This window comes from Vibrio ouci (assembly GCF_004551525.1).
GTDB lineage: Bacteria > Pseudomonadota > Gammaproteobacteria > Enterobacterales > Vibrionaceae > Vibrio > Vibrio ouci.
This window is the reverse complement of record NZ_SATR01000040.1, coordinates 1-25,725: the sequence shown is the minus strand read 5'-3', so window position 1 is coordinate 25,725 and position 25,725 is coordinate 1. Positions and strand designations below refer to the sequence as shown.

The window sequence follows — 25,725 nt, the reverse complement described above, 5'->3', positions numbered from 1 at the left end:
ATGATTTACCTTATTTTGTTTCTACTGCTGGTGTATTTGAATGCTCGTCAGCAATCTGTTGTTCGTTTTGTTCTGGCTTTGCTTTTGCGATACCAAAGCCAGTGAAGCCATAAATCAGAGCGAAGATGACGCCGGTGTAACACTGAATTGCCCATGGTAGGTAATCCAACGTTGCCACGCCTAGCGTACCGGCCATGTAGATACCTGCGGCTGTCCAAGGCACCAACGGCTCAATAATAGTGCCGGCATCTTCGATAGTTCGAGAAAGGTTTTTGGTGTCCAAGCCCATCTTGCGGTAAGCGTTTTGGAATAACTCACCCGGAATCAACAGCGCTAGCTTGCCGTCAGAAGTGGTGAAAACCACAGTAATTGTTGCCACTACAGTCGAAGCAATCAGCTGACCTGTGGTGTGAATCGCGTGTAGGAACTTACCTAGTACCACGTTTAGTGCGCCAGTCAGGCTCAATATGCCGGCAAACGCGAAAGCACAGAACACCAATAAAATCGTGCTCATCATTGAGAATAGACCGCCGCGGTTAAGCAGTTTCGCGATATCTGGCACTAAGCCATTTACACTGTGACCATTTGCTTCAAACATCGATAGGTTGAAGCCGTCAACATAAGCTTGGAAACCTTGGTTTAAATTAAAGCCTTGGAAAACCATACCCAGCACAATTGCGATAGCCGATGCGCCAAGCATCAATGGCAGAACAGGTTTCTTAGTTAACGCGCCCCATAGGATCATCACTGGCGGAATAAGCAGTAGGATGTTGAAGTTGTATAGATTATCTAAGCCCGAGATGATTTGGACCACTTTCTCTGGCTCATGAATGTTGGCGATATCAGCGCTTTGACCAGCAAAGAAGAACACCACAGATGCAATCACAAAACCCGGCAGAGTGGTGTAAAGCATGTGTTGGATGTGTTCATACAGAGTAGTACCCGAAACAACAGGCGCAAAGTTGGTAGAATCAGATAATGGTGAGATCTTGTCACCAAAGTACGCACCTGATACAACAGCACCAGCCGCAGCGGCAAGTGATACGTCAAGACCTGCTGCAACGCCCATTAGCGCAACACCAACGGTACCAGCAGAGCCCCAAGAGGTACCAGTACAAACAGAGACAACACTAGTAACAAAGAAAGCGGCAATAAGAATGTATTCAGGGCTGATGACTTTAAGTCCCCAGTAAACCATGTAAGGGATTGTGCCACTGACCATCCAGCTGGCGATAAGGCCGCCCACTGAAACTAGAATCAGGATAACTGGCATCGCTTTAGCCAATTTCTCTACGATGGCATTAATGATGTCATCCCAGTTGTAGCCGATCTTCCACGCGATAAGACCAGTGAAAACGGCTGAAATCAGCAATAGGACTTCAATGCGAAGTCCAAGCATTCCGTATCCGACGGCCAGAAGTGCAAACATCACCGCAATTGGGGCGAGTGCTAATCCGAACGACGGGAGAGGCTTTGAGTTTGTCATGTTATTTTTCCTCAGGATCGATGTAGGGTTTGTTCGGAATAGATAGTAACGGTCAGATAATAGGCAAAATGAGAGCAGTGTGTCGTTTTCATGTAAGCGCTTACATGAGGTATGCGAATGTAATATTCATCACAGTTTTATCCAATTTTTTCTATTGCCTTCACGGTTTGCCGAGTCACTAAGTCAGCCTTAAATTGGTGCTGGTTTGGCGGAGAATAACCATCTTTATTTAAGTTTAACGCCAGTTTCGCTGCATATATCGACATTTCATCGATCGGATTATGCATAGTAGTTAGTCGTGGATAGAGGTAACGTGCTAACAAAACGTCATCGAAGCCAACAATAGAAATATCATCCGGCACCGAGAAGCCCTGTTCATGCAAGCTTGCCATTAAACCTGCAGCCATCACATCATTGAACGTCACTACCGCTGTGACACCCGGGCACGATTGGATAAGCTGGCGCCCTGCCTCTTCACCGCCTGACTCACTGAAATTTTGGTTAATCACCCATCCAGTCGGGATGTCAAGATTGGCTGCGTTCATCGCCTCTCGATAACCTTCTAAACGCTCTGTTCGATCTTCAATAGGTAAATCACTGGTAACGCAGGCAATCTTACGATGACCTTGCTCAATCAAATATTCGACCGATTGGCGTGCTCCCGCTCGATTATCTACCCAGACAGAACGATTGGAAATTTGTGCAATGGTACGGTTAAGCAACACCATCGCTGGGAGCTGCGCGGCGTATTGCATCAGCGTGGTATCGTCGAGCATCTTTGAATGAACTACCATCGCCTCACAACCTTGGCTAATGAGAAAGTCGAGTCCTTCTTTTTCTCGTTGAGCATTGTGCCCACCACTGACCACAACCAACTGACAGCCATTCGCACGGGCGACTTCTTCAACGCTTTTAGCAATAAGTGCAAAGAAAGGGTCAGCCAAATTGCCTGTTAACAAACCGAGTGTGTTGTTACTGCGATTTGCCAGAGCGGTTGCGCGCGCATCCCTACGATAGTTGAGCTCTTTGATTGCCCGTTCGACCCGCTCTTGAGTTACAGGCTCTACATAACTAGTGCGGTTAATCACTCGTGAGACAGTCGCGGTCGAAACACCCGCTAAGTCCGCGACGTCTTTCATGGTCGCCATTGGGTTCTCCAAGAGAATATGAAGGTGAATGGAAAGTAGGATAAAACGAGGCAGAGTGTAGCGATTATTTATTGTTGATTATGTTAGTAAGCTCAAAGGATAGAACTTTAAAAAGATGCAGCCTGCTTATTTACAGAGTCACAAGATAACAAAAAGCCACTAATCAGACGACATCCGATTAGTGGCCTAACAACGATTTTAATGAAGGTTGAACATCAACCCGCAGTGGGGCCAACCAAGCGCATTTCCCAATCTTCCACTTCGCCAGTTTCTAAGCGACGTTCGACAAGTTTGCCCCAAGACTCAACCAACGGCAGTTCGGCCAATCGGCTGAGTTCTGCTTTATCTAGGCTACCAGTGAATACCGCGCCCATGATGCGAGCTAGCGACCAGTCTGGGTAAGGTCTTTCGCATAAAATAATCTCATCACCTGCGCCGATATCGCCTTGCTCTAAAACTCGGAAGTACCAGCCTGTTCGGAGCGTATCTTGCAGCCTTCTCGCCATATCGCTTTGCTCGAAGCGTACGTTGAGTTTCCAGCAAGGCATACGTCCTTGAGACACTTCCAATAATGTTGAGCCGATGCGGATTTTATCTTTCAAGCAAATGGACTCTTCTGTCACACCGCTTGAGCTAAGGTTCTCACCAAACGCACCAGCGGATTGAAAAATCGCGTTATCGCCGAGCTCTTGCTGCCAAACTGGGTAGTGTTCGCTTGGGTAAATATGAAGAGCTTTTTGAATGCCGCCATGAAAGCGCGGATCGCCTTGTTCATCATTAGTGAAACCCAGTTCTGTTGCATGCTGACGCTGCGATAAAACCTGTTTGTTAATCGCACTTTTCGCACCATGTGCAAAGGCAACGGTTCTGCCCGCCAATACGCTATTAATAACACCCAACTTCTTCATATCGCTTCCTTATTGCCTGAAGATTAATACCGTAATAGGTTGTCCTTCTCGGCTTCATTCACACTGTTGAGCATGATAGCCTAGTGAGCTCGTGTCAGTATAGGGATGTAAGGACAGTTAATAATGCTAACCCGCCAAATAGATTCTCACTCTGGTGTGATGACCTCAAATGAGATGATGACAGCAAATCCTCACTCACCAGCGCTGGTCAAAACTATCGACATGCCTAAAGGTTACATCGATGCGATGCACCAACACACGTGGCATCAAGTCATCTTCCCCATCAAAGGTTTGCTACAAACCAAAACAGATTACTATCAGCACCTTGTACCACACACCTCTGCGCTGTTTGTGCCTGCGGGCATTCAACATGAATCTATCGCCCTTAGCCAAACGACATTTGTCGGCATCTACCTTAACCCCGCCTTTGGTACTGAATATGAGCATCAAGTTCGAACCATCACCTTGACGCCGTTCTTGAATGAGTTGCTACAAGAAATACGCCGCCAGTGTGAAGGACTAGTGAGTGATGAGGAAGTGTCGCGCTTGCTCGCTGTGTTGCACGATCAAATCATGAAAGATAACGTACAGACGTTTCAATTGCTGCTGCCACAAGATAGGCGTTTAAAACTGATATTCGAAGCGCTGACTGACAAACCAGCATTAGATTTTTCACTCAAACAGTGGGGAGAGAAAGTCGGCGCATCGGAACGAACATTGTCACGCTTGTTCTCCAAAGAGTTCAACACCTCGTTTCAGCTATGGCGGCAACAAATCAGGCTGATTTACTCACTCTCTTTGCTAGATGAGGATCGTTCAATTCAAAGCATTACCGATCAAGTGGGGTATCAAAACGACTCTTCTTACATCAAAGCGTTTAAAGCGTACTTTGATGTCACCCCACAACAGTTTCGCGTTAATGGCAAACAAGGAGGAGTAAGGCGCCCTTAGTCATCTCAAGACTTCTACATAGAAAATTGCTCTCGATTTCTTTCACTGAAACATTGAATGGAATCGCCCTGACTCTCTTTACTTAAATTTGACGCCTACCGCTGAAAAACGTTATACACCTCTTTCATTCGGGGCAGCCAGACTCCCTCATCCAAATCAGTGGTAATAAGATGAACTCAATCAAGACCAATACACGCGTTAATCAACTAAGTTTTGGCTCTCCAAATTCGTCTTTGGAGTTAGAGCAAATAGCACTTGAACCACTGGCAGCGGGGAACGTTCGAGTACAAATAGAAGCTACTAATATCAACCCAAGTGACCGGTTATCGATTTATGGCATTGGGCAGTATCGCCGAACACATGTACCGCCACGGGTCCCAGGCTTTGAGGCCGTCGGGAGGATAGTCGAAATCAACGATATAGACCAAACGGCCTTCCACATTGGTCAAAAAGTGTTGGTCGCTAAAAGCGGTACCTGGCAAACCTATGTCGATACGCTTACTGAGAACATCTTTCCATTACCGGAACATCTTGAGAATGGCTACGCCTGTCAGTTGTACATCAACGCTCTGACAGCTTGGGCTATCGTCACCAAGGTTGCCAAATTAACCAAGCAGGATGTAGTCATCATTAACGCGGGTAACTCTGCTATAGGTAAGATCTTTGCTCAATTATCTTACTCTCTTGGCTTTACCTTGCTCGCGATAAGCTCAGCGCCAGAACGTTACCCATACCGTTCCATCTCAGTATTGGATGCTAATCAGGATCTTCAATCTCAGATTCACGCTCTAGGGTTACCGCAACCGAATGTGGCATTCGATGCTATTGGCGGCAAAAGAGGCACTGAGCTCATCCAAGTTCTACATAATGCGGGAAGCTACATTAATTACGGCACGCTTTCACTGGCTCCTTATGAGTCTGATTTCTTCCAGTTTATGAAGCAGAACAACATTAACTTCAGCACATTCTTTTTACGGAATTGGGAAGAGTCGATAGGTAAAGTGACGCGAAAACAAATCTTTGCCGAGATGCTAGAACACCTCATGGAAAATCAAATACAGTTCGATGTAGCTCGTTACCTTCCACTCGAACAGTACCAAGCCGCATTAGCATTGATAGAAGACGAATCAACAAGGCTGCAAGGTAAAGTGATTCTGACTATGTGATGACGTTCAGAACAACGTAAGCCCAAACTGAATGCGAGGTTTCTAAATGTAGTGAAGCGCTGGACTTACATTCAAGGAGAGGATTGGGCAAATCGCTTTCAAGTAGGAAAATACGAAAAAGGCCGCTAATTTCTTAGCGGCCTTTTTCTGAATGTGGCTAAGTGCCGGGGTTGCGCTCAACGAGGGATTTAGTAAATCCCTATCAATTCCATTCGTCTAAAACGACGAAAGCTCGCAATAAATGCGAGCTTTCTGAATGTGGCGGAGAGATAGGGATTTGAACCCTAGATACGCTATTAACGTATGCCGGTTTTCAAGACCGGTGCTTTCAACCACTCAGCCATCTCTCCGTTGCGGGACGTATATTAGGTATAAGCCCTAAACTTGTAAAGCATTAATTCGCGACCTATGGTTTAAGTGCTGAGAAACTAAGCAGTTGTTGAGAAGGACTTCACTCTTCACAACGTGATTTCCGCCTCATTATCTAAGCTAAAAGCTCTACTCACACATTTACAATAAAATAGTGTTTTATTTATAACCAATTAATTTACTTATGAAAAAGCACTTTCAGATAACACTTGTACGCCCGAAAGTCATTGCACAATAGTGTGAACTGTTTCAAAATTAGTGGATTAACAGAGTCGAATAGTCTTTATCTGAGGTTTTTATGAAAGTCGCTGACTTATTTAAACATCGCGGTCTAACAAATTCTAAGCAGCATTCAGAGTTTATGCACTGGATGACACCTACAGTGCGTGAGTACTGGGGAGAGATTGTTAACAAGGCTCATAATCGTCATCTGTTTACACGCCTGCGTGATTTTCACACTCCAGCAGTCAACGATGAAGTAAAACCAGATCCAGTCGTTCCGCAGCAGCCAAAACCAATCGAAATGAAGCCTGAAGCGCAAGCTTTGTACCTAGAGCTTCAACAACAAATTGGTGATGTTATTCATATTGGCGATTGGCTTGATGTGTCACAAGAGCGCATCAATCAGTTTGGTCAAGTGACCGAAGACATGCAGTGGATCCACACCGATCCTGAGCGCGCTGAAGCTGAGTCTCCATTTAAAACGACGATTGCTCATGGGTTCTTAACACTGGCACTATTGCCTAAGTTAACTGACAGCGTTGATCCAGATAAAAACATGTTCCCTACCGCTAAAATGGTGGTGAATATTGGTTTAAATCAGGTTCGCTTCCCTTACCCAGTTAAAGCAGACAATCGCGTACGTGCAGTCAGCACTCTTTCTAAAGTGACGCCTATCCGCAAAGGCTTAGAAATTGAACGCGAAATTAAAGTTGAAATTGAAGGTGTTCGACGCCCTGGCGCCGTTGTTACTTCAGTGATTCAACTGCACTTTTAAGCCACTGCAAAATTCCTTTATAAAAAACGCCCGATGAATGTCATCGGGCGTTTTTCTTTTTTACTGTTTATCCATTGGCGACTGTGAGAAGTCGAGCTTCTGTTCAGTGGAAGGCTGTTCAGGTTCGATTGGCTCCACTCGCCCTATCGACGAATCCTCAAGCAGCGTACCATTTTCATCAATTGGGATTTTACGCTTATACAGTTTATTCAATGCTTTGATAATTGAGTGTTTGCCAACTTTGTTCTCTCGAATCTTTTTCAGCATAGGTTTAGATAAGCTTTGTAGGCCAACGACTGTATCTACACCAATTTGTAGCGCGACCTGATCACGCAGTACTCGTGACGGCTCATGACCGAGTTGAGCAGCCAAGAACAACCAAATGTAGCTGAGTGAATTTCCGTTAGGCTTCTGCCCCATCCATACTTCACCCGCTTTATACATCGCTTCTAGATGGCCTTTTTCTGCAGCTCGCTCTAACCAGTAACAACCTTGAGCAAAGTTACTCGCTACGCCGACACCATTGATATAATTCAAGCCTAGCTTCATGCGACCTTCGTTGCTTTTTAGCTCGGTTGCCCGGCGGTAGTACGCAGTCGACATGTTCGGATCATTATTGTTTTCTGGTGAAAACCAGTCGCCCAGAAACACAAGCGCATCAACATAGTTTTCTTTCGCGGCTTGTTCCATTACAGAGATAGCCTTTGGCGTATTGACCTCTGTTCCTCGTCCATGAATCAACGCTTGCGCCATTTCGAACTTATGCGGCAAGCTCCCTTCAGAAGCACTGATGCACGTCTGCCAAAACTTCGCTTGTTCTTTTAGGACAACATCTTGCTGCATCTTGTTACTAATACGAACGACACCGTACATTCCTGTCACGCTGTCGAGCTTGGCAGCTTTGGTATACCAATAGATAGCTTCTTTGATGTTTTTGCGTTCAGCTTCTTTAGCAAGATAAAGAATCGTCGGGATGTCACCGCCTTCAGCTTTGACCACACGCTCTTCTTGCTCTTGACGGCGATTTCGCTCTACCGCTTTACGAAAAGCGATCGCTTTCTGCTTGCGCTCTTGCTCTAAGCGTTTCTTTCTTAGCGAAAGAGCAAGCATCCACATAAACATACCCAGTAAAAGCAACCCTGTTGCTCCTATGGCAATACCAATTATATTCATTCGTTCTCTTGTCGTTATACTTTACCGTTTACATTTCTGTATCGGCAGCAGGCTCAAATCATTAAGGATTTTCATCATACCCTATATCTGAAATCGACGCACAAATACCAACGCGACTCTTTAATATTGGTGTATAGCCCTCTAAAAATGCAAAAAATCCGAGCTAAGCTCGGATTTCTTTTGATTTAAGTAGCATGAACTTGTCCCTAGGATTCAGGGAACTCCCCTTTTGTTGCTTGGCTATCAGCACTCGCAACCCAGTGCTCATTCGGATCAAATGCTTCATCGCATAGGTCAATAGAGTAACCCATTTCAAGCACTTCTTTTATCGTAAGGTTATCAGCAACTTGTGTTTTCTCACCACGCTCATTTCGTAATTCCATCATGCGCTCCTTATCAAAATGAGGACTCTCACTATTAAGTTTAGTCGAGATTCCTTTTTAACAGGACTTAGAAAGGGAACTACAGCGTAAATTTTTGCTGCAGTGAACAGAACTGCAAACCATCAATAAGCGCCCCGGCATGAGTTAAGCTATCGTCATCAAACTGAACACCATATTTATGGTAGTGGGATGTTTTCGATACATTCTTCACGATGGCTGTTAAGACCTTACCATCACTTTCAGCACCATTTGCATCGATTGTCAGTTCTATTACTGCGCCCAAGCGGTAGTTCGTTTTGGTACGATCGACCACGATCAAACAGCCATGTTGCGAGATATCTCTGATCTGGCATGGATACTTGTGCTTGTTAGGCGAGAGAATACCATCGAGGCTGATTTCCAAACGAGCGCTTGCTCTTAGACCAACAACGACCTGAGTTGATTTTGGCACACTGATTAGCAGTAGCTCCGTATCACCACCATTGAGTACGTATTCAATTTTACTCTTAAAGTAAACGCGCGCCCCCTCCCCTTTTGAAGAGATAACACACGCCTTAATGGAATAGCCTCGTTGCATGAACAGCGACATTTCCTTAGCAGTAACGGTTGGCATCTCAAGTAGCAGGACATTATTTGAATGTAGGCCCACATACTTGGTACGGCACTTCAGCACCTTCCCTGTGGGTGTGGTCACGATACAAGCCACTTCACACAAAGGGAGTACATCCTGAAATGCATCTTCACCATAACGGATAGATGTCGATTGATCCGCAGTATGTTGCTCTGGTTGATCCTCTTCTGCAGCGAGGTCGATGCTCTTCAGATTCTTGTTTTCAGCTAGTCCTGCCATAATTGACCTTTATGCAAATAATTCAGTATGTGCTTTATAATAGTTGAGAACTCACTCGAAAAGTCTACAGATCACAATTGCCAAAATTAACACTTAAAAAATTGCAATTAGACTCAGAGACTTAAAGCCAAATTTAGAATATTAATCACTCAACATTGGAAGTAGTGAGCTAATCAATAGTTCCTCAATGACCATATAGTGTTAATGGTTATCATGAATCTAACCAACATTGCTGACAATGCGACTTTCGTTTAGTACTTCCATAGTAAGTCTAGTAAATGAGAATGAAATGGCATCAAAACAGGCAGTGCTAAAAGAAAAGACGGCTTGTGAGGAAAAGATTTAAATTCAAAGAAACAAAAACAGAGCCACTAGGGCTCTGTTTTATAATAGTCATTTACGTTAAGACCCTCTTTGAGACAGAGGATATTTCCGGACAACTTACTCAGCGCTTAGATACTCGCATAAGTAAGCAGTCGACACAGCAACTTGTAAGTCAAATGATGAATTTGCTTCTACATTAAATGACTCACCTGCGTTGTAAGTCACCCACTGTTCTTCACCTGCTTTTTTAACAGTCAAAGCGCCTTTTACTACAGTCATGCGCTCTGCCGCAGCCGTACCAAAAGTGTATTCACCCGCAGCCATAACACCGACGCTAGAGTCACCATCTTGTTGTGTAAAACCTAACGACTGAACTTGTCCTTCAAAATAGCTGTTCGCTTTGATCATCCTTCTCTCTCCTTGGAGCAAATATTTTTCAACGATCGTTTTATACGAACTGGGGCCATTCAGCAATAGATAATTTTCACCACGTTTGGGGGGCAACTTTATGATTTATAGATGAAAGGGTGAGTGTCTAACGAAAAATAGCAGCTTGTTAGCAGAATGGGGGATCATCAACTAGTCATTTACTCAAATGAAAAAGTTCGTCTGTTACTCCATAACAGGCTAAATGAGCACTAAACTATAATGAAACAAGCGAATTCCTGCACCTAAGTTTGGGCTGGGGTTCAATATTCTGTAGGCCAAAATTGCGTTAGTACTCAATATCCTACAGTCTGACTGGTGTTGGTAGTAAATAACCTACAACCTTAACTGTTACCAAGCATCGAAAATTAATGGGATAGTCCCTGCTGTTATGACTAAAACTTCCGCTTTTAAAACTGCTGCCATCCTAGTCTTTCTTCTATTACTGCTAGGATTTTCTAGCCTGATTTATTTTAGCTATCAAGACTATGTGCACCCAAAACATGTTTATGGCCGCTGGATAGAAGTGGGAGCGCCGCCATATCAAACAGAAGTACTGACGCTCAATTCCCAAGGGGTGTTTCGTAATAACCGATTAGTATCGACACAGTTTGAGTTCGATGGAAAGCGAGTAACGGTACATACAGGTAGCGGAAGAGCCATCTATCAAATCGCGGGAACCTTTGATTCACCCCAGCTTAGACGCCTTGAACCCAATAGCCCGACACAGAGGTTCATTAAAGAGGGATATGAAAACACAGTGGATATGCAAGGAGGAGGTGCTGCTAAGCATCGCCGAGCAGCACTCTCGGATCATTTTGGCAATAAATAACGCCCTATTAACCCGTCAGAACTACACCTTCTGGGTGTTTCACTAAGGTTGGTTCAGGTCTAGCAAGCATGTAGGCAAGTGTTAACGGCCCGATACGACCAATCGTCATCACCACAATCATAATGTACTTGCCGGGCTCAGATAGTTCGGCTGTCAAACCTGCGGTCAGGCCAACGGTCGCAAACGCTGAAATCGTTTCAAATAGAACTTTATCAAAGCTCGCGTTTTCCGTGAGCATCAACAAGAACATGGCAATCGTTAGGATTGCCCCACTAACTACAATAATCGCCAGAGACTTTGTTACCACTGGCCAACCAACGGTTCGTTTAAACATCACCACATGTTTTTTCTGCCTTAAAAAGGCCCATGTAGCAACAAACGCCACTACGAAGGTAGAAACCTTGATACCACCACCTGTAGAGGTCGATCCCGCACCAATCAGCATCAACATGATCATCACTAATAACGCAGGTTGAGTGTACAACGCTAAATCAACACTGTTAAAGCCTGCGGTACGTGCGCTCGCGGATTGGAAGAAGGCTGCTAGCCACTGCCCACTTGGCGTTAAACTTCCCATGGTAGCTTGGTTGTCTTGTTCTAACGCCCAAAACAACAAGGTGCCAATAAGCAGCAATGTAGGTGTGGCTACTAACATGATCTTGGTGTGTAGCTGGAGGGCTCTAAAACCACGCCGCCAGTTTGTCGAAACGTCACCAACCACCGTGAAGCCTAAACCACCGAAAATGAATAAGCCCGCTAGCGTCAAGATAACGATTGGATCTTCAACAAAGCTCATCATACTGTCTGAAAACAGGGCGAAGCCCGCATTGTTAAACGCAGAGATAGCATGGAAAAGCGCGTAGAATAGCCCATCACTCCAGCCCATTTCTGGCACCCAACGGTAGGCAAGTACCATAAAGCCGATCGTCTCCGCCACGCAGGCAAAGATAATAATACGCTTAACGAGGCGGCGAAGGTTAACGCGTCGGTCTTGTCCCAATGCGTCTTTCGCTAGCGCTTGTTGCTTTAAGCTTAAGCGTACACCAAACATATACAGTAAAACCGCCGAGAGCGTCATCTGCCCCAAGCCACCAATCTGCATCAACAGCATCAGTAGAATTTTACCAGCGATAGTGAAGTGTTCTCCGGTATCAACAACGCCTAAGCCAGTTACACTGATAGCCGAGGTTGCAGTAAACAGAGCATCGGTAATCGATAGCCCAGTGACAGAAAAAACTGGCAGCGTGAGCAACACTGCCGACGGGAGAAGAACACCCAAAAAGCTGAGTAAAATGACTCTCGGTTCAGAGCCTTTACGCTGCTTTTTGTCAGAATCTAACGCATAGAATGTGTCGGTGCGAGAAAACGGATTCATAATGAACTCAATTTCTTAGCCAAGGTATCACGAGGGCCAACGATGATGATCAAATCACCAATTTCAAGTCGCTTCTGGTAATCGGGCGTTTTATTGATCTCTGGACCACGCTTAAAACCTAACACTTGCACATCTTGCTCTTTACAAAGTGCAAGGTCGCCCAGCGTCTTACCCATAAGCTGCGAACCAACAACAATTTCCGTCATCGCTAAATCAGAACCTAGCTCTTGGAATTCGAGAACACGTTTATCCAACATTTTTCTCGCCACCCTAATGCCCATATCTCTTTCAGGCAGAATCACGTGGTCGGCACCAATCTTGTGGAGAATTTTTGAGTGAAACTTATCGTTCGCTTTTACCCAAACGTTTTTTGCCCCGGCTTCTTTAACCACCAAAGTGCTTAAAATACTGGCATTGACGTCAGCACCAATTGAGACCATGACCATGTCGTAGTCACTTAAACGAAGCTCTGCCACTGTTTCTTCATTGGTACAATTGGCTACTAGCGCTTGACTAACAAAGCTCGCGGCGACTCTTACTCTTTCTTCATCCAGATCGACGGCAAGAACCTCTGCTCCTGCTTGCTGAAGCTCTTTACATACAGAAAGGCCAAATCGACCTAGTCCAATTACAGCAAACTGTTTATCGGCTGATTTCATCATTGTTCCTATTTTCGATAGGGGGAGATAAGCGTCAAAGTGTGCGCCTGTCGATTTCGGTTATCAAACTTAATCCAAAATCTTGACACAGTTTTAACCTTGTCCAATATATCAACAATAGCTACTCAATAAAGAGGCTAGTGTGGGTATGGGCAAAGACTTATACTTACGCTACAAAATAATGAAATCGAATTGGAAAATGAACGACTTACTCACCTATTTACCTCCATCTATCGCTGAGATGTTAAACAGCTGGGATACCAATGTTCTATTCATCACTATTGCCAGTCTGCTGGCGTGGATTGCATGGCGTATTATTTATGGCCGTTTAGAAATATTGGTGAGTAAGACTCAGTTCCACTGGGATGACCTTACTTTAGCGGCACTTAAAACGCCCATTAGTACGCTTATCTGGTGTTGGCCTGGCACGATATCCGCTGGATTTCTACTCCAAGACTACATGGGCTCTAAACTCAATTGGCTGAGCACCCTCAAACTGATACTCGTCATAGGGATCTTTGTTTGGATCACTATGCGTTTAATCAACAATATTGAAGAGTACGTACTCGCCAATCAGAACCGAGACGAAACAACGGTTCAAGCCGTCGCTAAGGTAGCAAGGTTGTTCTTTATCGTCATTGGCGCTCTGACGGTGATGCAAGCATTTGGCCTAAGCTTGTCTGGTCTGCTTACTTTTGGTGGTGTCGGTGGTTTAATTGTCGGTCTCGCGGCGAAAGACCTACTGTCCAACTTCTTTGGTGGCATGATGATCTACTTCGACCGTCCGTTTAAAGTCGGTGATTGGATCCGCTCTCCTGATCGTCAAATTGAAGGAACCGTTGAAAGAATTGGTTGGCGCATGACCATCATCCGCACATTTGATAAAAGACCAATCTACGTACCCAACTCTGTTTTCAGTAGCATAGTAGTAGAGAACCCTTCTCGAATGCTTAATCGACGTATCAATGAAAATATCGGTATTCGCTATCAAGACGGAGCGAAGGTAGAGCTGATTGTGTCTGAGATTAAGGCAATGCTAGAAACTCATAGCGATATTGACACCAAACAAACACTGATCGTTAACTTTAACGGCTTTGCACCGTCTTCATTGACCTTGCTGGTGTACACCTTTACCAAGACAGTTAACTGGATTCGCTACCATGAAGTGAAGCAAGATGTGTTGCTAAAAATCTATGAGATCATCCGCTCTCACGGCGCTGATATTGCATTCCCTACTCAGACTATCCAGCTAGAACCACAAAAAGCTGGTGAAGTTGAAGTTCCACCAGCCTTAAACTAATCAAGCAATCATGCAGTAGCCTATGTTCTGGCTACTGCAGTGCCACTTCCCGCTCAACCGTGTCTTCCACTTTCTCGGCAGCGAAATAGAGCCAAATCATGGCAATACACACCACAAAGCACAGTCCAAACAACCAAGTAGAGCCAAGCCACTCAATCATGGCGCCACCGACTAGCGGGCCAATAGCAAAACCTAACGTGTAGATACCTGTCGCGCCAAAATAGGAGCCTCGCAGATGAGATGGAGCTAAACGGTCGATTTGTACGTTGATGGTTGGGAAGGTAATCACTTCACCAACACTAATAATGAAACACGCGATGGCCCAGCCAACTGCTGAGTCATTTGGTGACACAATAAAGGCTAATTGACCAATCGCAATCGCCACCATGCCAATACGGGTGCGGGTAAATAGCGGGAAAGACTCCATCAATTTAAGCAGTGGAAATTGGAGTGTGACGATAGTGGCAGTGTTAACGAACATCAGCATCGCAATTAACGTCGCAGCATCCGCAATGCCGCTACGCACAATCACTTGTGGTACCGATGACTCAAGCTGAGCGTATACAAACATCAGCAGTAAATTAGCCAACAACAACAAAAGGAAAATTTTATCTTGGCTGATGACTTTAAGAGTTTGGCGAAAGTTAGGCAGTACCGACGATTCTTTGATCTTGTCTCGCAAAGACTGTTTTCGCTCAATCCCAAAGATAATCCAAAGGGCGTAAGCTAGGTGAGTAAGACCTGTCACTAGGAATAAGCCTTGTGGATTGGCCAGTGCCAGCGTGACACCCAACAATGGGCCAATAGCACCACCAATATTTAAGACGAAGTAACGGATGTTGAGGGCAAGTTCTCGGTCTTTATGGTCTGCAAGGTAGTCACCTAATACAGCTTTCGCAGGGCCGTCGATCAGTGGGTGCATTAATCCCGTCATAAGAACAAGGATGTAGAACTGCCACATTTGATCAGCAAGTCCAATACCAGTGTAAGCGAAGAAAGCGATCACACAGCCCGTCACCATTAGCCATTTACGGCCAAACTTGTCTGACAAATAGCCGGAATAAAGCCCAACGCCAGATCCCAATAATGAAGCTGCTGCTAGCATGGAACCGACTTCAATCGCACTGGCTCCGTAATCTTGATATAAGAAAACCACTAAGAAAGGCCAAGCCATGAAAAAACTAGTCCGAGCAATCAGCACGCCGACCAGCACAGTCCAAACAGGAAGATTAAACCTTTGTACCCGTTCCCACTGAAATAAGCTTTGTTCCTTATTCATCGAACCTCCTTCCCTAGCCCGATTGTTATCTATTTGTTATGCAACAGTATACTTTTGGTGGGTATGAAAGAAAGGGATTATCAAAAAATGCCCGCAAAAAGCGGGCAAATAATGAAAAGGCATTAAGTTATTAAAAAATAATCTAGTTTTGCGGCGTCATGGATAGGTTTGCCATCCAAGAAAGTAAACGATGATGTATACTTCGGTAACTCTGAATTAAAGAGTAAGCGCACCCGTTTACTTTATCTATTTTGGACAATGAGCAATGATAAAAAGAAGTGATATAAAACAAGAAGATATCATCAAATCCGCCATCGAAGTTTTTTCTAAAAAAGGCTTTGAGCAAGCCAGTATGGAAGGTATTTCTAAGCAAGCAGGCGTATCAAAACGCACGCTTTACAAATACTACCCAAACAAAGATGCTCTCTTTGAGGTGATTGTAGATAAGCTCATGTGTCGTTTTGATGACCATTATGAGGTCGAGTTTGACCCTTCAGTGCCGATAGAGCAGCAGTTAACTGAATTAACGCTCAAGCAGATGTGTTACATCAATAATGAAGATTTTCAAATCACCGCACGCTTGGTGATGGCAGAGTGCATCCGCTGCCATGAAACCTCTAAAGTTCTAGTTTCAAAGTTCGAATCGATTGAAGACTCTTACGGGCTACAGAAATGGGCTCAGCAAGGGATTGATGCCGGCGCACTTGAAATAGCCAATATTCCGCTGGCAATTGAACAGTATATTGGCAGCATTAAAGCGATCATTTTCTGGCCGCAACTGATCACTCATACTCCCCCACCAAGCTGTGAACAAGTCAAAGCCACGATTGATCACGCTGTGATGAGCTTTGCTGCAACGTACAAAACGAGCTAGATTCGTTGCGCTAAAAGAAAAAAACGCCCCTGATGGGGCGTTTTTTATGTTAGTTATTATCGTGAATCATCACGTGCTCGAGTAACGATGACACCATGTCTTCGTGGGACATACCACTAAATCCACTATCAAGCTGGTGAACAAGGTTCTCAACTAAGATACCTTGATCTTCCGTCCCTTCTCCTTGAGGGTGAACACGTAATTCAACGTTGTCACCATCCACCTCTACATCAAGGTGTTTCAGTAGTTCATCCATATTCAATGAACCGGATTTAAGCTCAGGTAAGACTTCACGCAGATCGATCTTATCCCCTTCGCTGACGTTGAAATCTTTAATGGTATCCAAAGAACCATCATCAATTTCATTCCAGACAAAGGTATCCATACCAGTGCCACCGACAAGAATGTCAGAGCCTAGGCCACCTTCAAGGATATCATCACCGTCACCACCCATTAGAGTGTCGTTCCCAGCTCCGCCAAATAGCACATCATTGCCGCTACCGCCGACTAACAGGTCATCTCCGCTACCAGACGTTAACTCACTATTTTCACCTTCACCGTGGAGCTGGATATCGTTGGACTCAGCGCCTTTATCGATTGTGCTCGCATCAGATACCACAGCAAAATTGACCGTAATTGGATCGGATTTCGCTTCATCACCATTAGACTCTGTCGACGTCGCTCGTAAGGACAAGCAGTGCTCACCGACACTCGCCCCTTCTATTTTCAGGTCTGAAATAGAAGCTGCAGGCACCAGCCAGACATCCTCAGCGGCATCGTAACTGATTCCACTGACTGAACTTGTTAACGTACCGCCAGCAGGCACACCGTGAACTTCAAGCGCCAACACTTCCGTTGAGTCAGTTAACGCCGCCATTACCCCTACCAAGGCAATTCCACTGTTACTCGCAGCCAAGCTTGCAGTGATGTTGCGAACGTGATTTACACTCGGATCAATAGTTAGTATCGGTGCATTAGCTACAGGCGTAACCGCTATAACATGGCTTTGTGGCTCAGCCTCTAATGCCAAGCCTGAAGGGTTGTAGCTATCTTTAGCCGTCACATCCAACTGAATCTCGTCTGTTGGTGCTAAGCTCGCATCTAAGTACAAGCCATTCGGCGCAGTTGGCGTATCAAGCAAGGCATTCAATTCACTTAGCGTGCCCGTTAAGGTTAAGCTACCACTGCCCTCACCTGTAACTAATACTGAAGAACCATCGGGTTTCTGGATCGAAAGAACACCGTAATCGACCGTAATCGTCACTGTCATTGGGTCATCGGCATGGCTACCAACGTAGTCCACATCCGATACGTTAATTCCACTGATCAGTTGATCCGCCGACTCTGCAATACCCGTGGTGATATCATCAATATCGATAATTGGTTTATCATTAACATCAAGTACATCAAAGGTGATCTCACCGCTATCGGTCAGGAAGTCATCCGCGCCATTGGTGGTGCCATCATCTTCAATCACATAACTAATAGTTACTTTGCCATGGAAGTTTGGCGCAGCGTTAAATGTCCAAGATTGACCGTCCGGGTTGAGCGTCAACGTGCCTTGCTCTGCAGGTACTGAGATAGAATCAACCGTTAACGTATCGCCATCAATATCCGAGCTTGCCGCAATAATCTGAGCCATTGTGATTTGGGTTGAACCCTCCTCATCAATATCATTGAGAGTAAGGTCTCCCGCAACAGGCTGATCATTCACTTCACTCACATTAATCACAAATGTCGTTTGATTGGTGGATGACGTGCTTGGATCCGCTGGGTCTACAGCGCCATTATTGCCACCATCATCGACTGTCGCGGTCACCGTTACTGGGCCGCCAGAATTGAGATCATTGCTGTTGGCATCAGGCCTGAAGATAACGTTACCCGCAGTAAGCGCACTGTTAATGTCTGCTAGTTTGCCAGTTAGAACCAAGCTACCATCAGGCTGCAACTCGAAGTTCACACCAGTGAAGTCAGTGAACTCTAACGAACCTTTATCGGCTTGCAGCGTTAAGGTGTATTGAGCGTTAGGGTCATCGTATTCGACATCGATATCAGCAATAGTGAAATTGTTGATTGCAATGCCATCAACAACATCTTCGCTAGTCTCAAGGTCAGAAACGCCAACAAAAGTCGGTTGATCATTGACTGGGTCGATGACTAACTCAACATCAAATTCACTCTTAGGACCTAAGTACTCTGCACCACTGGCGTCTTTATCAACACTTTGCACGGAAATATGAATCGGACCATCAATACCTTTGATGTTGCCATCATCAGTATTGTGTTCACCCGAGTTAAAAATAATCTTATCGAGACTATTTTTGTCGATATCGAGTGTCCAAGTCTTGGTCGCTTCATTATAGCTAGCTAACGTCACGCCATCTGGATAGTAGATAAGGGCATCAGCCGGAACATTCGTCACTTCAACGCGTAATGTTTCTGGCGCATTCTCGCTATAGGTTCCACTACCAGACGCAGATAAAGCATCATCAACCACAGACGCGTTAATATCGATATCGACATTTTGCCCTTCAGTGCCCGTTGCTTTGTCAGTTGGATCCACATCGATGGCATCACCGACAGGCGTCACTGTCAGTTTAAAGTTCGGCAGATTGGCCGCTTCTGTCGGCACACCCAACAGCTCTTCTTGGGTATAAACCGTAATGCCGAACTCTGCTGTACCACTGAAGTGTTTTGGTGGCTGAACGAAAATATCATCTAAGCTCAAAGACGTATCAGAGCCAGAAGGAAGCTTAACGCTCCACTCACCATTACCATTGTTTTTAACTACATATCCGCTACCTGGCTCTGCACCAAGTAAGAATCCGTCAGGTACATTGGTAAATTTAATCGATACGAATGTCTCTGAGCCATCGTTATCTGCTAACTCGATCGAAATTGGATCAGCAGTGCTGCCCAGTGAAATTTCGGTGTCTTCTAGGCCCACGACTTCAATTGTGTCATCACTTGCACCAGGTCCAGAAACAATCACATTGTCGACCACAGGCTCGACGTCAAAGCTGACGGTATCTTCAAATGGTTTTGAATGCGATACCGAAGTCTCTGGGCTATTGATATCAAACACGGCGGTATCTGTGATGGTACCCGATACTTTAATATTTATGGTATTGCCGCTGTCTTTGGTTGGATAATTGGTATCCGGTCTAAACAAGATATTGTCTAGCGCACCATTTTCAATCTCGGTTTGATTGAAGGTCAGTTGCGTACCTAAAGGTTGACCCGCTGAGTTATAAAACTGGCCCGGAGTACCATCTTCAATCGTCAATGTGATCGACGATATCACTTCCGTACCACCCTCATTGTGGGTATCAGAGCTAGAGACCTTATCACCCAGCGTGTAGTCTAGGTTGAGTTTGATAAAGCTATCTTCAAAGCCTTTAACATCACCACCCGTTTGATCGATTGGATTCATTGAGTCATCAAGCGACTCGACAATATCGAGTGACAACTTAGGCTTATTCGCAGATACATCAGCAATCGGATTAACCTCTATGATGACCGATTCATCATTCGAGACACTGTGCCCCGATGTCGTATCCGTTGTGATGATAGTAATCGGTAGTTTGAAGTCGCCCGAATAGTCTTTTGGTAAAGTCAATTTGAGGCCATCAAGGCCAACAATATTTCCTGCAGCATCTAGGGTTGCCGAAAAAACATAGGTGCCATTAGTGAAGTCAACATCGGCACCAGAAACGCCGATATTAAAGGTCTGCCCATTTTCGGTGAACGTATCATCGATAATTATCGTAATAACGTCAGGGTTGGTATCTCCACCACTCACCGTGAGTAGCGGTTTTAGTTGGCTGCTCAAATCAACCTGAGTATCTTCCACCGCCGAGATAACACTGTTGTCAGGGATATCAATTTCAGCAGCTATGTTACCCACTTCTTTGATATGTTCGGGGAATGAGAGAATCACAGAGGTTTCTCGCTCCGCAATAACGCCAGGAGACTTATTCGGGTCAGCATCATCACCTTGATCGACAACTTGGGCGTAAATCGTTAAACCGATATCATTGAAACGGCTGTCATCGTCATCATTGCTGTTGCCAGGTGTTAAATCTAATCCTGCCGGCGCTGTGATGGTGAAATTCTGTTCATCAATAATGACCCAACGTCCATTACCCTCATAAACAGCACCAGTCACTATTAACTGGTCCATTATGTCGGGGTGATCGTTATCAAACTGAATCACTAATTGGGTAACATTCTCTGTTGACTCGTACTGGGTATCTGTCGCATCCGTTTCTTCATAACGGATCACGAACTCATTATTTAACGCATCTTTCGCACTATTAATAGTAAAATTAATGCTGCCAGTATCTGCATCCGCAACAATCTTGTTGTTTACATCACCAACCACGTCACTGTTTTCGTTTTCCACCACCAGCTTGTTGTCATCATCGGCAGTTTCAACTACAGGCGTCACATTTACATTGACGGTTCCGTTGATTGTTGCTGTCACTCGACCACCTTCACCGACGATATCGTCACTGGTGTATTCATGGTCACGCTCTTCAATTTCAACGACTGTCGTCAATTGGAAGTTAGTGCTCGAATCTTTTGGCGGCGTGATCTGGATGAAGTTATCCTGCAGCGCAATTTGCGTAAATTCTGCCGGCAACTGACCGTCCAACGGTGTCACTGTCAGTGTCCCTGTCGCACTGTCAAAGCTCCACTCTACGTTACCATTGACGTCTACTGTCGCTCCTTCTGGCACTCCACTAATGACAATCGAAGTGAAGTGCTCATCAGAATCCGGATAATCACTTTGACCTTTTGGATGCCAATCAATATTAATCGCGCTGTCTTCGTAACCTCTAGAAGCGTTGCTGTAAGTTGCAGAAGTATCAATCACTGGCTCAACTTCAATGCGAATCTCACGTTCAAACGTGCGCGAGTGTCCGTCATCTTCAGTCACAATCAGGGTTTCTTTGATATGGATATTTTCTGTTGAAGACGCAACTGGACGAATGATGATGCCAGACGACATATCGACATCAGTCATATTCGCTTCGTAGATCGGATTACCCTGCGCGTCGTAACCAGCAAAGTTGAGGTTGACGACAGTTCCATTGCCATCTTCTATCACCACACCTTCTGGAATGTTAGATAGTAAAACGGTAATTGATTCCGAACTATCCGATGGACGTTGAGCGTACTCACCCGATACGACCGAGAAATTGAGAACAGCTTCGCCATCTTCCTGAATCTTTGTCTCTACGCCTGAAATGTCACCATCCTCAAATGGAGACCAATCACCGGTATTACCCGTATTGTTCTGCGGTGTATCGGCTACACCCGTAACTTCAACGTTAACGGTTTTAGTCCCTAAGACCTCTTCATCAACATGAGTCACGCCACCAGACAACTGCGCGGTATCTTTAACCACACCAGTGACATCAAAGGTAAAGTCTTTATTACTGTGCAGATCAGGAATGACCTCGACATTACTCAACTGGTCGTAAGGGATTTCTTGGTAAGTAACACCGTCCACTGTTACTGTCGAGATCTGGCTGTCGCCGTCACCGACCCATTTAAGTGTCGCCCCTTCCGTAATATCCGATATACGCACATGTAATGTTTCGGAGCCATCGCTATCCAACGAAGGCTGCATTTGAATCACTTCATCGAGCGTGAATGGGTCGTAGTTAGACTCCGACGGGTCAATATCTGGATTGGCAATATTGTCTTCATTGATCTTAATTCGGCTGACACTAAAGCTGCCAGAATCTGCATCCGCTTTAACATCAATCACAATCTCTTTGACTTCAGATTGAGCACTGCTCTTATCAACACTGCCATCTTTATACGGATTGCGTGTCTCAGTTGTGATGGCGGTTGCCTCAAGGCGAATTTCACCAGAGAAATGGTCGTTTGGATTGACCTCAACTCGGTTTATATCGCTAGCACTAATCTCATATACGCCGTTTACTGGCGTTAACACACGATTACCGATCATCAACTCAAAGTGACCTTCACCTTCAACGATCTTCAGCTCATAAGTGATGGTTTCTGGGCGGCTGCTATCTTGAGTCTCAGCCTGAAGTTCAAGCTGAACATTGCCTTGGTCTTCAACGGTTTCGTAATGATAGGTGCTGTTGTCATCACTCCAAATCGCAATATCAGCCACGCTCTCAATTTCAATTCTAAAGCTAGAATCAAGGGTATGATCTATGGTGCCATTATTATCAATTTGTAACTGATAGTTAATTTCAACACCCTTACCACCAGTCGAGAAATTACGATCTGGAACAAAGTAGAGGTTATCAATCGTCGCAATGGTATTGTTGCCATTTTGCGTAAAGCTTTGCTGTAGAACCGAACCATCAAAGATGATATCGCCAGAAGCACTAGGTTCTAGCTTGTAGAACACACCGTTATCTTCGTAGTAGAAGGTTCCTCGGTGATTACCTGCTTCAATGGTCAACTGACCAATGTCTTCTGCGTTATCTCTATCAAACAGATCAACAGATAGCTCGACCTTAGCTGGAGAATCAGCTAATCCGTCTTGATTATCTTGCGCATTTTCCCATTCTGGCGCATCGCCCGGAGCATAGTTGATTGTCGAATCACGTCCCGCATCTTCAAAGGTTGTAACTTTAAGGGCTATTGGTTCTGCTTCATGGTCAGTAATGGTGATGTCTAGCGGCACCACTGAGGTATCTTTATCGCCGTCCGTCGCAGTGATATTGACCGTGAAGTTGATTTCTTCACCGCTGTGCTCAAGATCTTTAGCAGCAGCGAATGTCACTTGGCCATCAGAATCAACGACCAACCAGCCTATATGGCGCTGGGTAACCTGACCATCTGAACCTATTGTCTGTTCGAAAACGAACAGGTTTTGAGAACCTGGGTTCAGGTCTACAACGTTGGTATAGCCGCCATTGCCATCACCAAAGACGATTTGCGCACCATGGCTGTCTTGGGTACCTTCAATCTGGGTCAGAGCAGCGTTGTCGGCGCCTTTATCAGTCTGGTTGGCAAACATATTGACCGTACTGCTCCAGCCTTCACCTTCTTCAACCGTCACTGACTGTTCACTTAGCGTAGGAACATCATCGACAACGGTTATAGGCAGAGAAATGACTTCACTCTTATCTCCATCGAAGTCAATGGCATTAATCATGAAGTTAATATCGAGTGTATTTTGCTCTTGTCCATCAGGGTGCTGTAGTGGTTTAAGTAACTCAAAGGTATAGCTGTTATCTGAGGTATTAAACTTGATGGTAAAGACAGGCACACCTGACGCAGTTTGTGCAGTGTAAGTAAAGGTTGTGCCGCTGGTTGAAACAGGCGCCCACTCTAGTGTTTCTCCACCAGATTGAAGTCCCTCTAGCGTTTCATCTGCATTAACTAATTCATATTCGACAACGCTATCAGCACCTTCTGTAACCGTAAAGTTGCCTGAGATTTCTGTATCTTGAGTTCGATCAGAGCCAATTCCTGACAAGTCATCTTCATCGACCGTTGTTTCACCTGTTGTACCGCTCAATATCGGTTTGTCATCTGCAACTTCAATCGGCAAGCGAATCGGCTGGGAAGCATCACCGTCGCGGTCAATTGCGACGACATCGAATGGGATAGTTAAGCTATCTTCGCCTTGAGCATGATCGAGCGCTTTAATTTGGCTGTAGATGTAACTACCATCGCTAAATAACTCAAGAGTAAAGACCACAATTCCATTCGCCACGCCGTGATAAACCGTCGGTCCAGTCGCGTCACTAACATCTTGGATCTCGACATCAACACCACCCGATTTCAAACCACTTTCAGACGTGTTGATATTGGTTAGCTCATACTTAACGACAGTATCTGCGCCTTGATTGGTATCGAAGGTGCCTGTAGCGAACGCCTGCCCCGGTGACGTACCGTTGATGGTATCGTCTTCGTTGACGGCAAAGGTACTACCATCACCAAAGCCATCAATTTTAGCCATATCATCACCCACGTTAACCACAAGATCTCTGTTTGGTGACTTGTCGTTATCGCTGTCTACGGCATACACCGGAAGATGCACTTCGAGGTTGTCTTGGCCTTGAACGCTGTGGTCAAGCTCTTGCAACAAGGTAACGGAGTAGTTACCAAGATTGGATTGGTCTAACGTGATACTCAATACATCAATTTGGCTGGTGATACCGTTTTCTGTCACTGTGATATAACCGCGGTATACGCCGTCCGAGCTCTCTTCTAAGATCACTCGTTGCCCAGCAGAGAAGATGCCTTCTCCAGCCGCTCGGCCATTAAATTCTGCGACATCAATCTTCAGTGCTGTGACGGTATCACTGCCTGTTTCAAAGGTGATGGTGCCGCTCGCACTTATCTGCGTTGAGCCGACGCCTGAGCCATCACCCAAGCCCGCTTCATAGACGTTGGCTTCGGTAATTTGGGTGATAACCGGATCGTTACCGTCAGTGATGGTCAACTCTACCTGGCTGGTTAAGCTGTCACCGTCGTTATCCGTCACGGTCACCACAATGGTGTGCTTCACTTCATCACTTGAAGAGTGGTCTACATTGCTGTTTGGAATAAATGAGAGCGTGCCGTCTGGTGTGATAACCACTTTACCATCGGTCACTGGGTATTCGGTTTTACCTTCCTCTAAGGTGTATTTATCACCATCAAAAGTGAATGAGGTCACTTGGCCTTGGTCTGCACCCGCTTCCGTCAGCACATCAATAATGTTGCTTTGCGCCGAGCTGTCGGTGTCAGGTTCGACAACACTGAGCGTGCCGTTAGCCACCACTTGGATGTCATCACCCACATTAACCACTAGGTCACTGTTTGGTGACTTGTCGTTATCGCTGTCTACGGCATACACCGGAAGGTGAACTTCTAGGTTGTCTTGACCTTGAGCGCTATGGTCAAGCTCTTGCAGCAAGGTAACTGAGTAGTTACCAAGGTTCGATTGGTCTAACGTGATACTTAATACATCTACTTGGCTGGTGACGCCGTTTTCTGTCACTGTGATATAGCCGCGGTATACGCCATCCGAGCTCTCTTCTAAGATCACTCGTTGCCCAGCAGAGAAGATACCTTCTCCAGCCGCTCGGCCATTAAATTCAGCGACATCAACCTTCAGTGCTGTGACGGTATCGCTGCCTGTTTCGAATGTGATGGTGCCGCTCGCACTTGTCTCTGTTGAGCCGACGCCTGAGCCATCACCCAAGCCTGCTTCATAGACGTTAGCTTGGGTAATTTGAG

The 25,725-nt window shown here is 45.3% G+C and carries 16 protein-coding genes, 1 tRNA gene and 1 pseudogene; 6 read left to right on the top strand and 12 right to left on the bottom strand.

Annotated elements, in window-relative coordinates; translation table 11 throughout:
* Positions 1–10: 10 nt before the first annotated feature.
* From nhaC to ELS82_RS19635, 3 genes are all read right to left on the bottom strand, one after another.
* Positions 11–1,486 carry a Na+/H+ antiporter NhaC gene (gene nhaC / locus ELS82_RS19645; protein WP_134836986.1) on the bottom strand — a complete coding sequence of 492 codons (1,476 nt, stop codon included), beginning with the start codon at positions 1,484–1,486 and terminating at the stop codon, positions 11–13.
* 137 nt (positions 1,487–1,623) lie between these two features.
* Positions 1,624–2,634, bottom strand: coding sequence for a LacI family DNA-binding transcriptional regulator (locus tag ELS82_RS19640; RefSeq protein WP_134836985.1), 1,011 nt, complete (start codon positions 2,632–2,634; stop codon positions 1,624–1,626).
* 215 nt (positions 2,635–2,849) lie between these two features.
* Entirely contained in the window at positions 2,850–3,542 is a 693-nt protein-coding gene (locus ELS82_RS19635; RefSeq protein ID WP_134836984.1) for an MOSC domain-containing protein, read from the bottom strand.
* A gap of 120 nt (positions 3,543–3,662) precedes the next feature.
* Here ELS82_RS19635 and ELS82_RS19630 point away from each other — a divergent pair, with 120 nt between their 5' ends.
* Together ELS82_RS19630 and ELS82_RS19625 are read left to right on the top strand one after the other, a co-directional pair.
* On the top strand, positions 3,663–4,493 hold the full coding sequence (locus ELS82_RS19630; protein WP_134836983.1) for an AraC family transcriptional regulator: 831 nt from the start codon (positions 3,663–3,665) through the stop codon (positions 4,491–4,493).
* Between the two features lie 170 nt (positions 4,494–4,663).
* Positions 4,664–5,659, top strand: coding sequence for a zinc-dependent alcohol dehydrogenase family protein (locus ELS82_RS19625; RefSeq protein ID WP_167489404.1), 996 nt, complete (start codon positions 4,664–4,666; stop codon positions 5,657–5,659).
* A gap of 259 nt (positions 5,660–5,918) precedes the next feature.
* On the opposite strand, the gene ELS82_RS19620 is transcribed toward ELS82_RS19625, so the two are convergent.
* Positions 5,919–6,009, bottom strand: a tRNA-Ser gene (locus tag ELS82_RS19620).
* Positions 6,010–6,326: 317 nt separating this feature from the next.
* Here ELS82_RS19620 and ELS82_RS19615 point away from each other — a divergent pair.
* On the top strand, positions 6,327–7,025 hold the full coding sequence (locus ELS82_RS19615; RefSeq protein ID WP_134836981.1) for a MaoC family dehydratase: 699 nt from the start codon (positions 6,327–6,329) through the stop codon (positions 7,023–7,025).
* 60 nt (positions 7,026–7,085) lie between these two features.
* Here ELS82_RS19615 and ELS82_RS19610 read toward each other — a convergent pair whose 3' ends face one another.
* The 4 genes from ELS82_RS19610 to ppnP all read right to left on the bottom strand — a co-directional run bounded on the left by ELS82_RS19610 (position 7,086) and on the right by ppnP (position 10,163).
* Complete coding sequence (locus ELS82_RS19610) at positions 7,086–8,198, bottom strand: tetratricopeptide repeat protein (RefSeq protein WP_167489402.1); 1,113 nt, start codon at positions 8,196–8,198, stop codon at positions 7,086–7,088.
* A 206-nt stretch (positions 8,199–8,404) separates the two neighbouring features.
* The gene (locus tag ELS82_RS19605; RefSeq protein WP_134836980.1) at positions 8,405–8,584 is read right to left on the bottom strand and encodes a hypothetical protein; all 180 of its coding nucleotides are present in this window, start codon (positions 8,582–8,584) and stop codon (positions 8,405–8,407) included.
* A gap of 76 nt (positions 8,585–8,660) precedes the next feature.
* Positions 8,661–9,431, bottom strand: a complete 771-nt coding sequence (locus ELS82_RS19600) for a PilZ domain-containing protein (protein ID WP_134836979.1) — start codon at positions 9,429–9,431, stop codon at positions 8,661–8,663.
* A gap of 441 nt (positions 9,432–9,872) precedes the next feature.
* Positions 9,873–10,163, bottom strand: a complete 291-nt coding sequence (gene ppnP / locus ELS82_RS19595) for a pyrimidine/purine nucleoside phosphorylase (RefSeq protein WP_134836978.1) — start codon at positions 10,161–10,163, stop codon at positions 9,873–9,875.
* 409 nt (positions 10,164–10,572) lie between these two features.
* On the opposite strand from ppnP, the gene ELS82_RS19590 reads away from it, so the two are divergent.
* A complete protein-coding gene (locus tag ELS82_RS19590; RefSeq protein ID WP_134836977.1) occupies positions 10,573–11,013 on the top strand; it encodes a DUF2850 domain-containing protein in 441 nt (146 codons plus the stop codon).
* Between the two features lie 7 nt (positions 11,014–11,020).
* Here the strand turns inward: ELS82_RS19590 and ELS82_RS19585 are convergent, their stop codons facing one another.
* Both ELS82_RS19585 and ELS82_RS19580 read right to left on the bottom strand, forming a co-directional pair.
* Complete coding sequence (locus ELS82_RS19585) at positions 11,021–12,388, bottom strand: TrkH family potassium uptake protein (RefSeq protein ID WP_134836976.1); 1,368 nt, start codon at positions 12,386–12,388, stop codon at positions 11,021–11,023.
* Positions 12,385–13,047, bottom strand: coding sequence for a potassium channel family protein (locus ELS82_RS19580; protein ID WP_134836997.1), 663 nt, complete (start codon positions 13,045–13,047; stop codon positions 12,385–12,387). The genes ELS82_RS19585 and ELS82_RS19580 overlap by 4 nt, the downstream gene beginning before the upstream one ends.
* Before the next feature lie 199 nt (positions 13,048–13,246).
* Here ELS82_RS19580 and ELS82_RS19575 point away from each other — a divergent pair, with 199 nt between their 5' ends.
* Positions 13,247–14,347 (top strand): mechanosensitive ion channel family protein, encoded by a 1,101-nt coding sequence (locus tag ELS82_RS19575; RefSeq protein WP_134836975.1) that lies wholly within the window; start codon positions 13,247–13,249, stop codon positions 14,345–14,347.
* Positions 14,348–14,378: 31 nt separating this feature from the next.
* Here ELS82_RS19575 and ELS82_RS19570 read toward each other — a convergent pair whose 3' ends face one another.
* Positions 14,379–15,626: an MDR family MFS transporter gene (locus ELS82_RS19570; protein ID WP_134836974.1), complete on the bottom strand. Its 1,248-nt coding sequence runs from the start codon at positions 15,624–15,626 to the stop codon at positions 14,379–14,381.
* Between the two features lie 265 nt (positions 15,627–15,891).
* Between ELS82_RS19570 and ELS82_RS19565 the strand changes: the two genes are divergently transcribed.
* Complete coding sequence (locus ELS82_RS19565) at positions 15,892–16,500, top strand: TetR/AcrR family transcriptional regulator (RefSeq protein ID WP_134836973.1); 609 nt, start codon at positions 15,892–15,894, stop codon at positions 16,498–16,500.
* Between the two features lie 49 nt (positions 16,501–16,549).
* Here the strand turns inward: ELS82_RS19565 and ELS82_RS19560 are convergent.
* Positions 16,550–25,720, bottom strand: a pseudogene (locus ELS82_RS19560) (T1SS-143 repeat domain-containing protein); the annotation flags it as partial.
* Between the last annotated feature and the right edge of the window lie 5 nt (positions 25,721–25,725).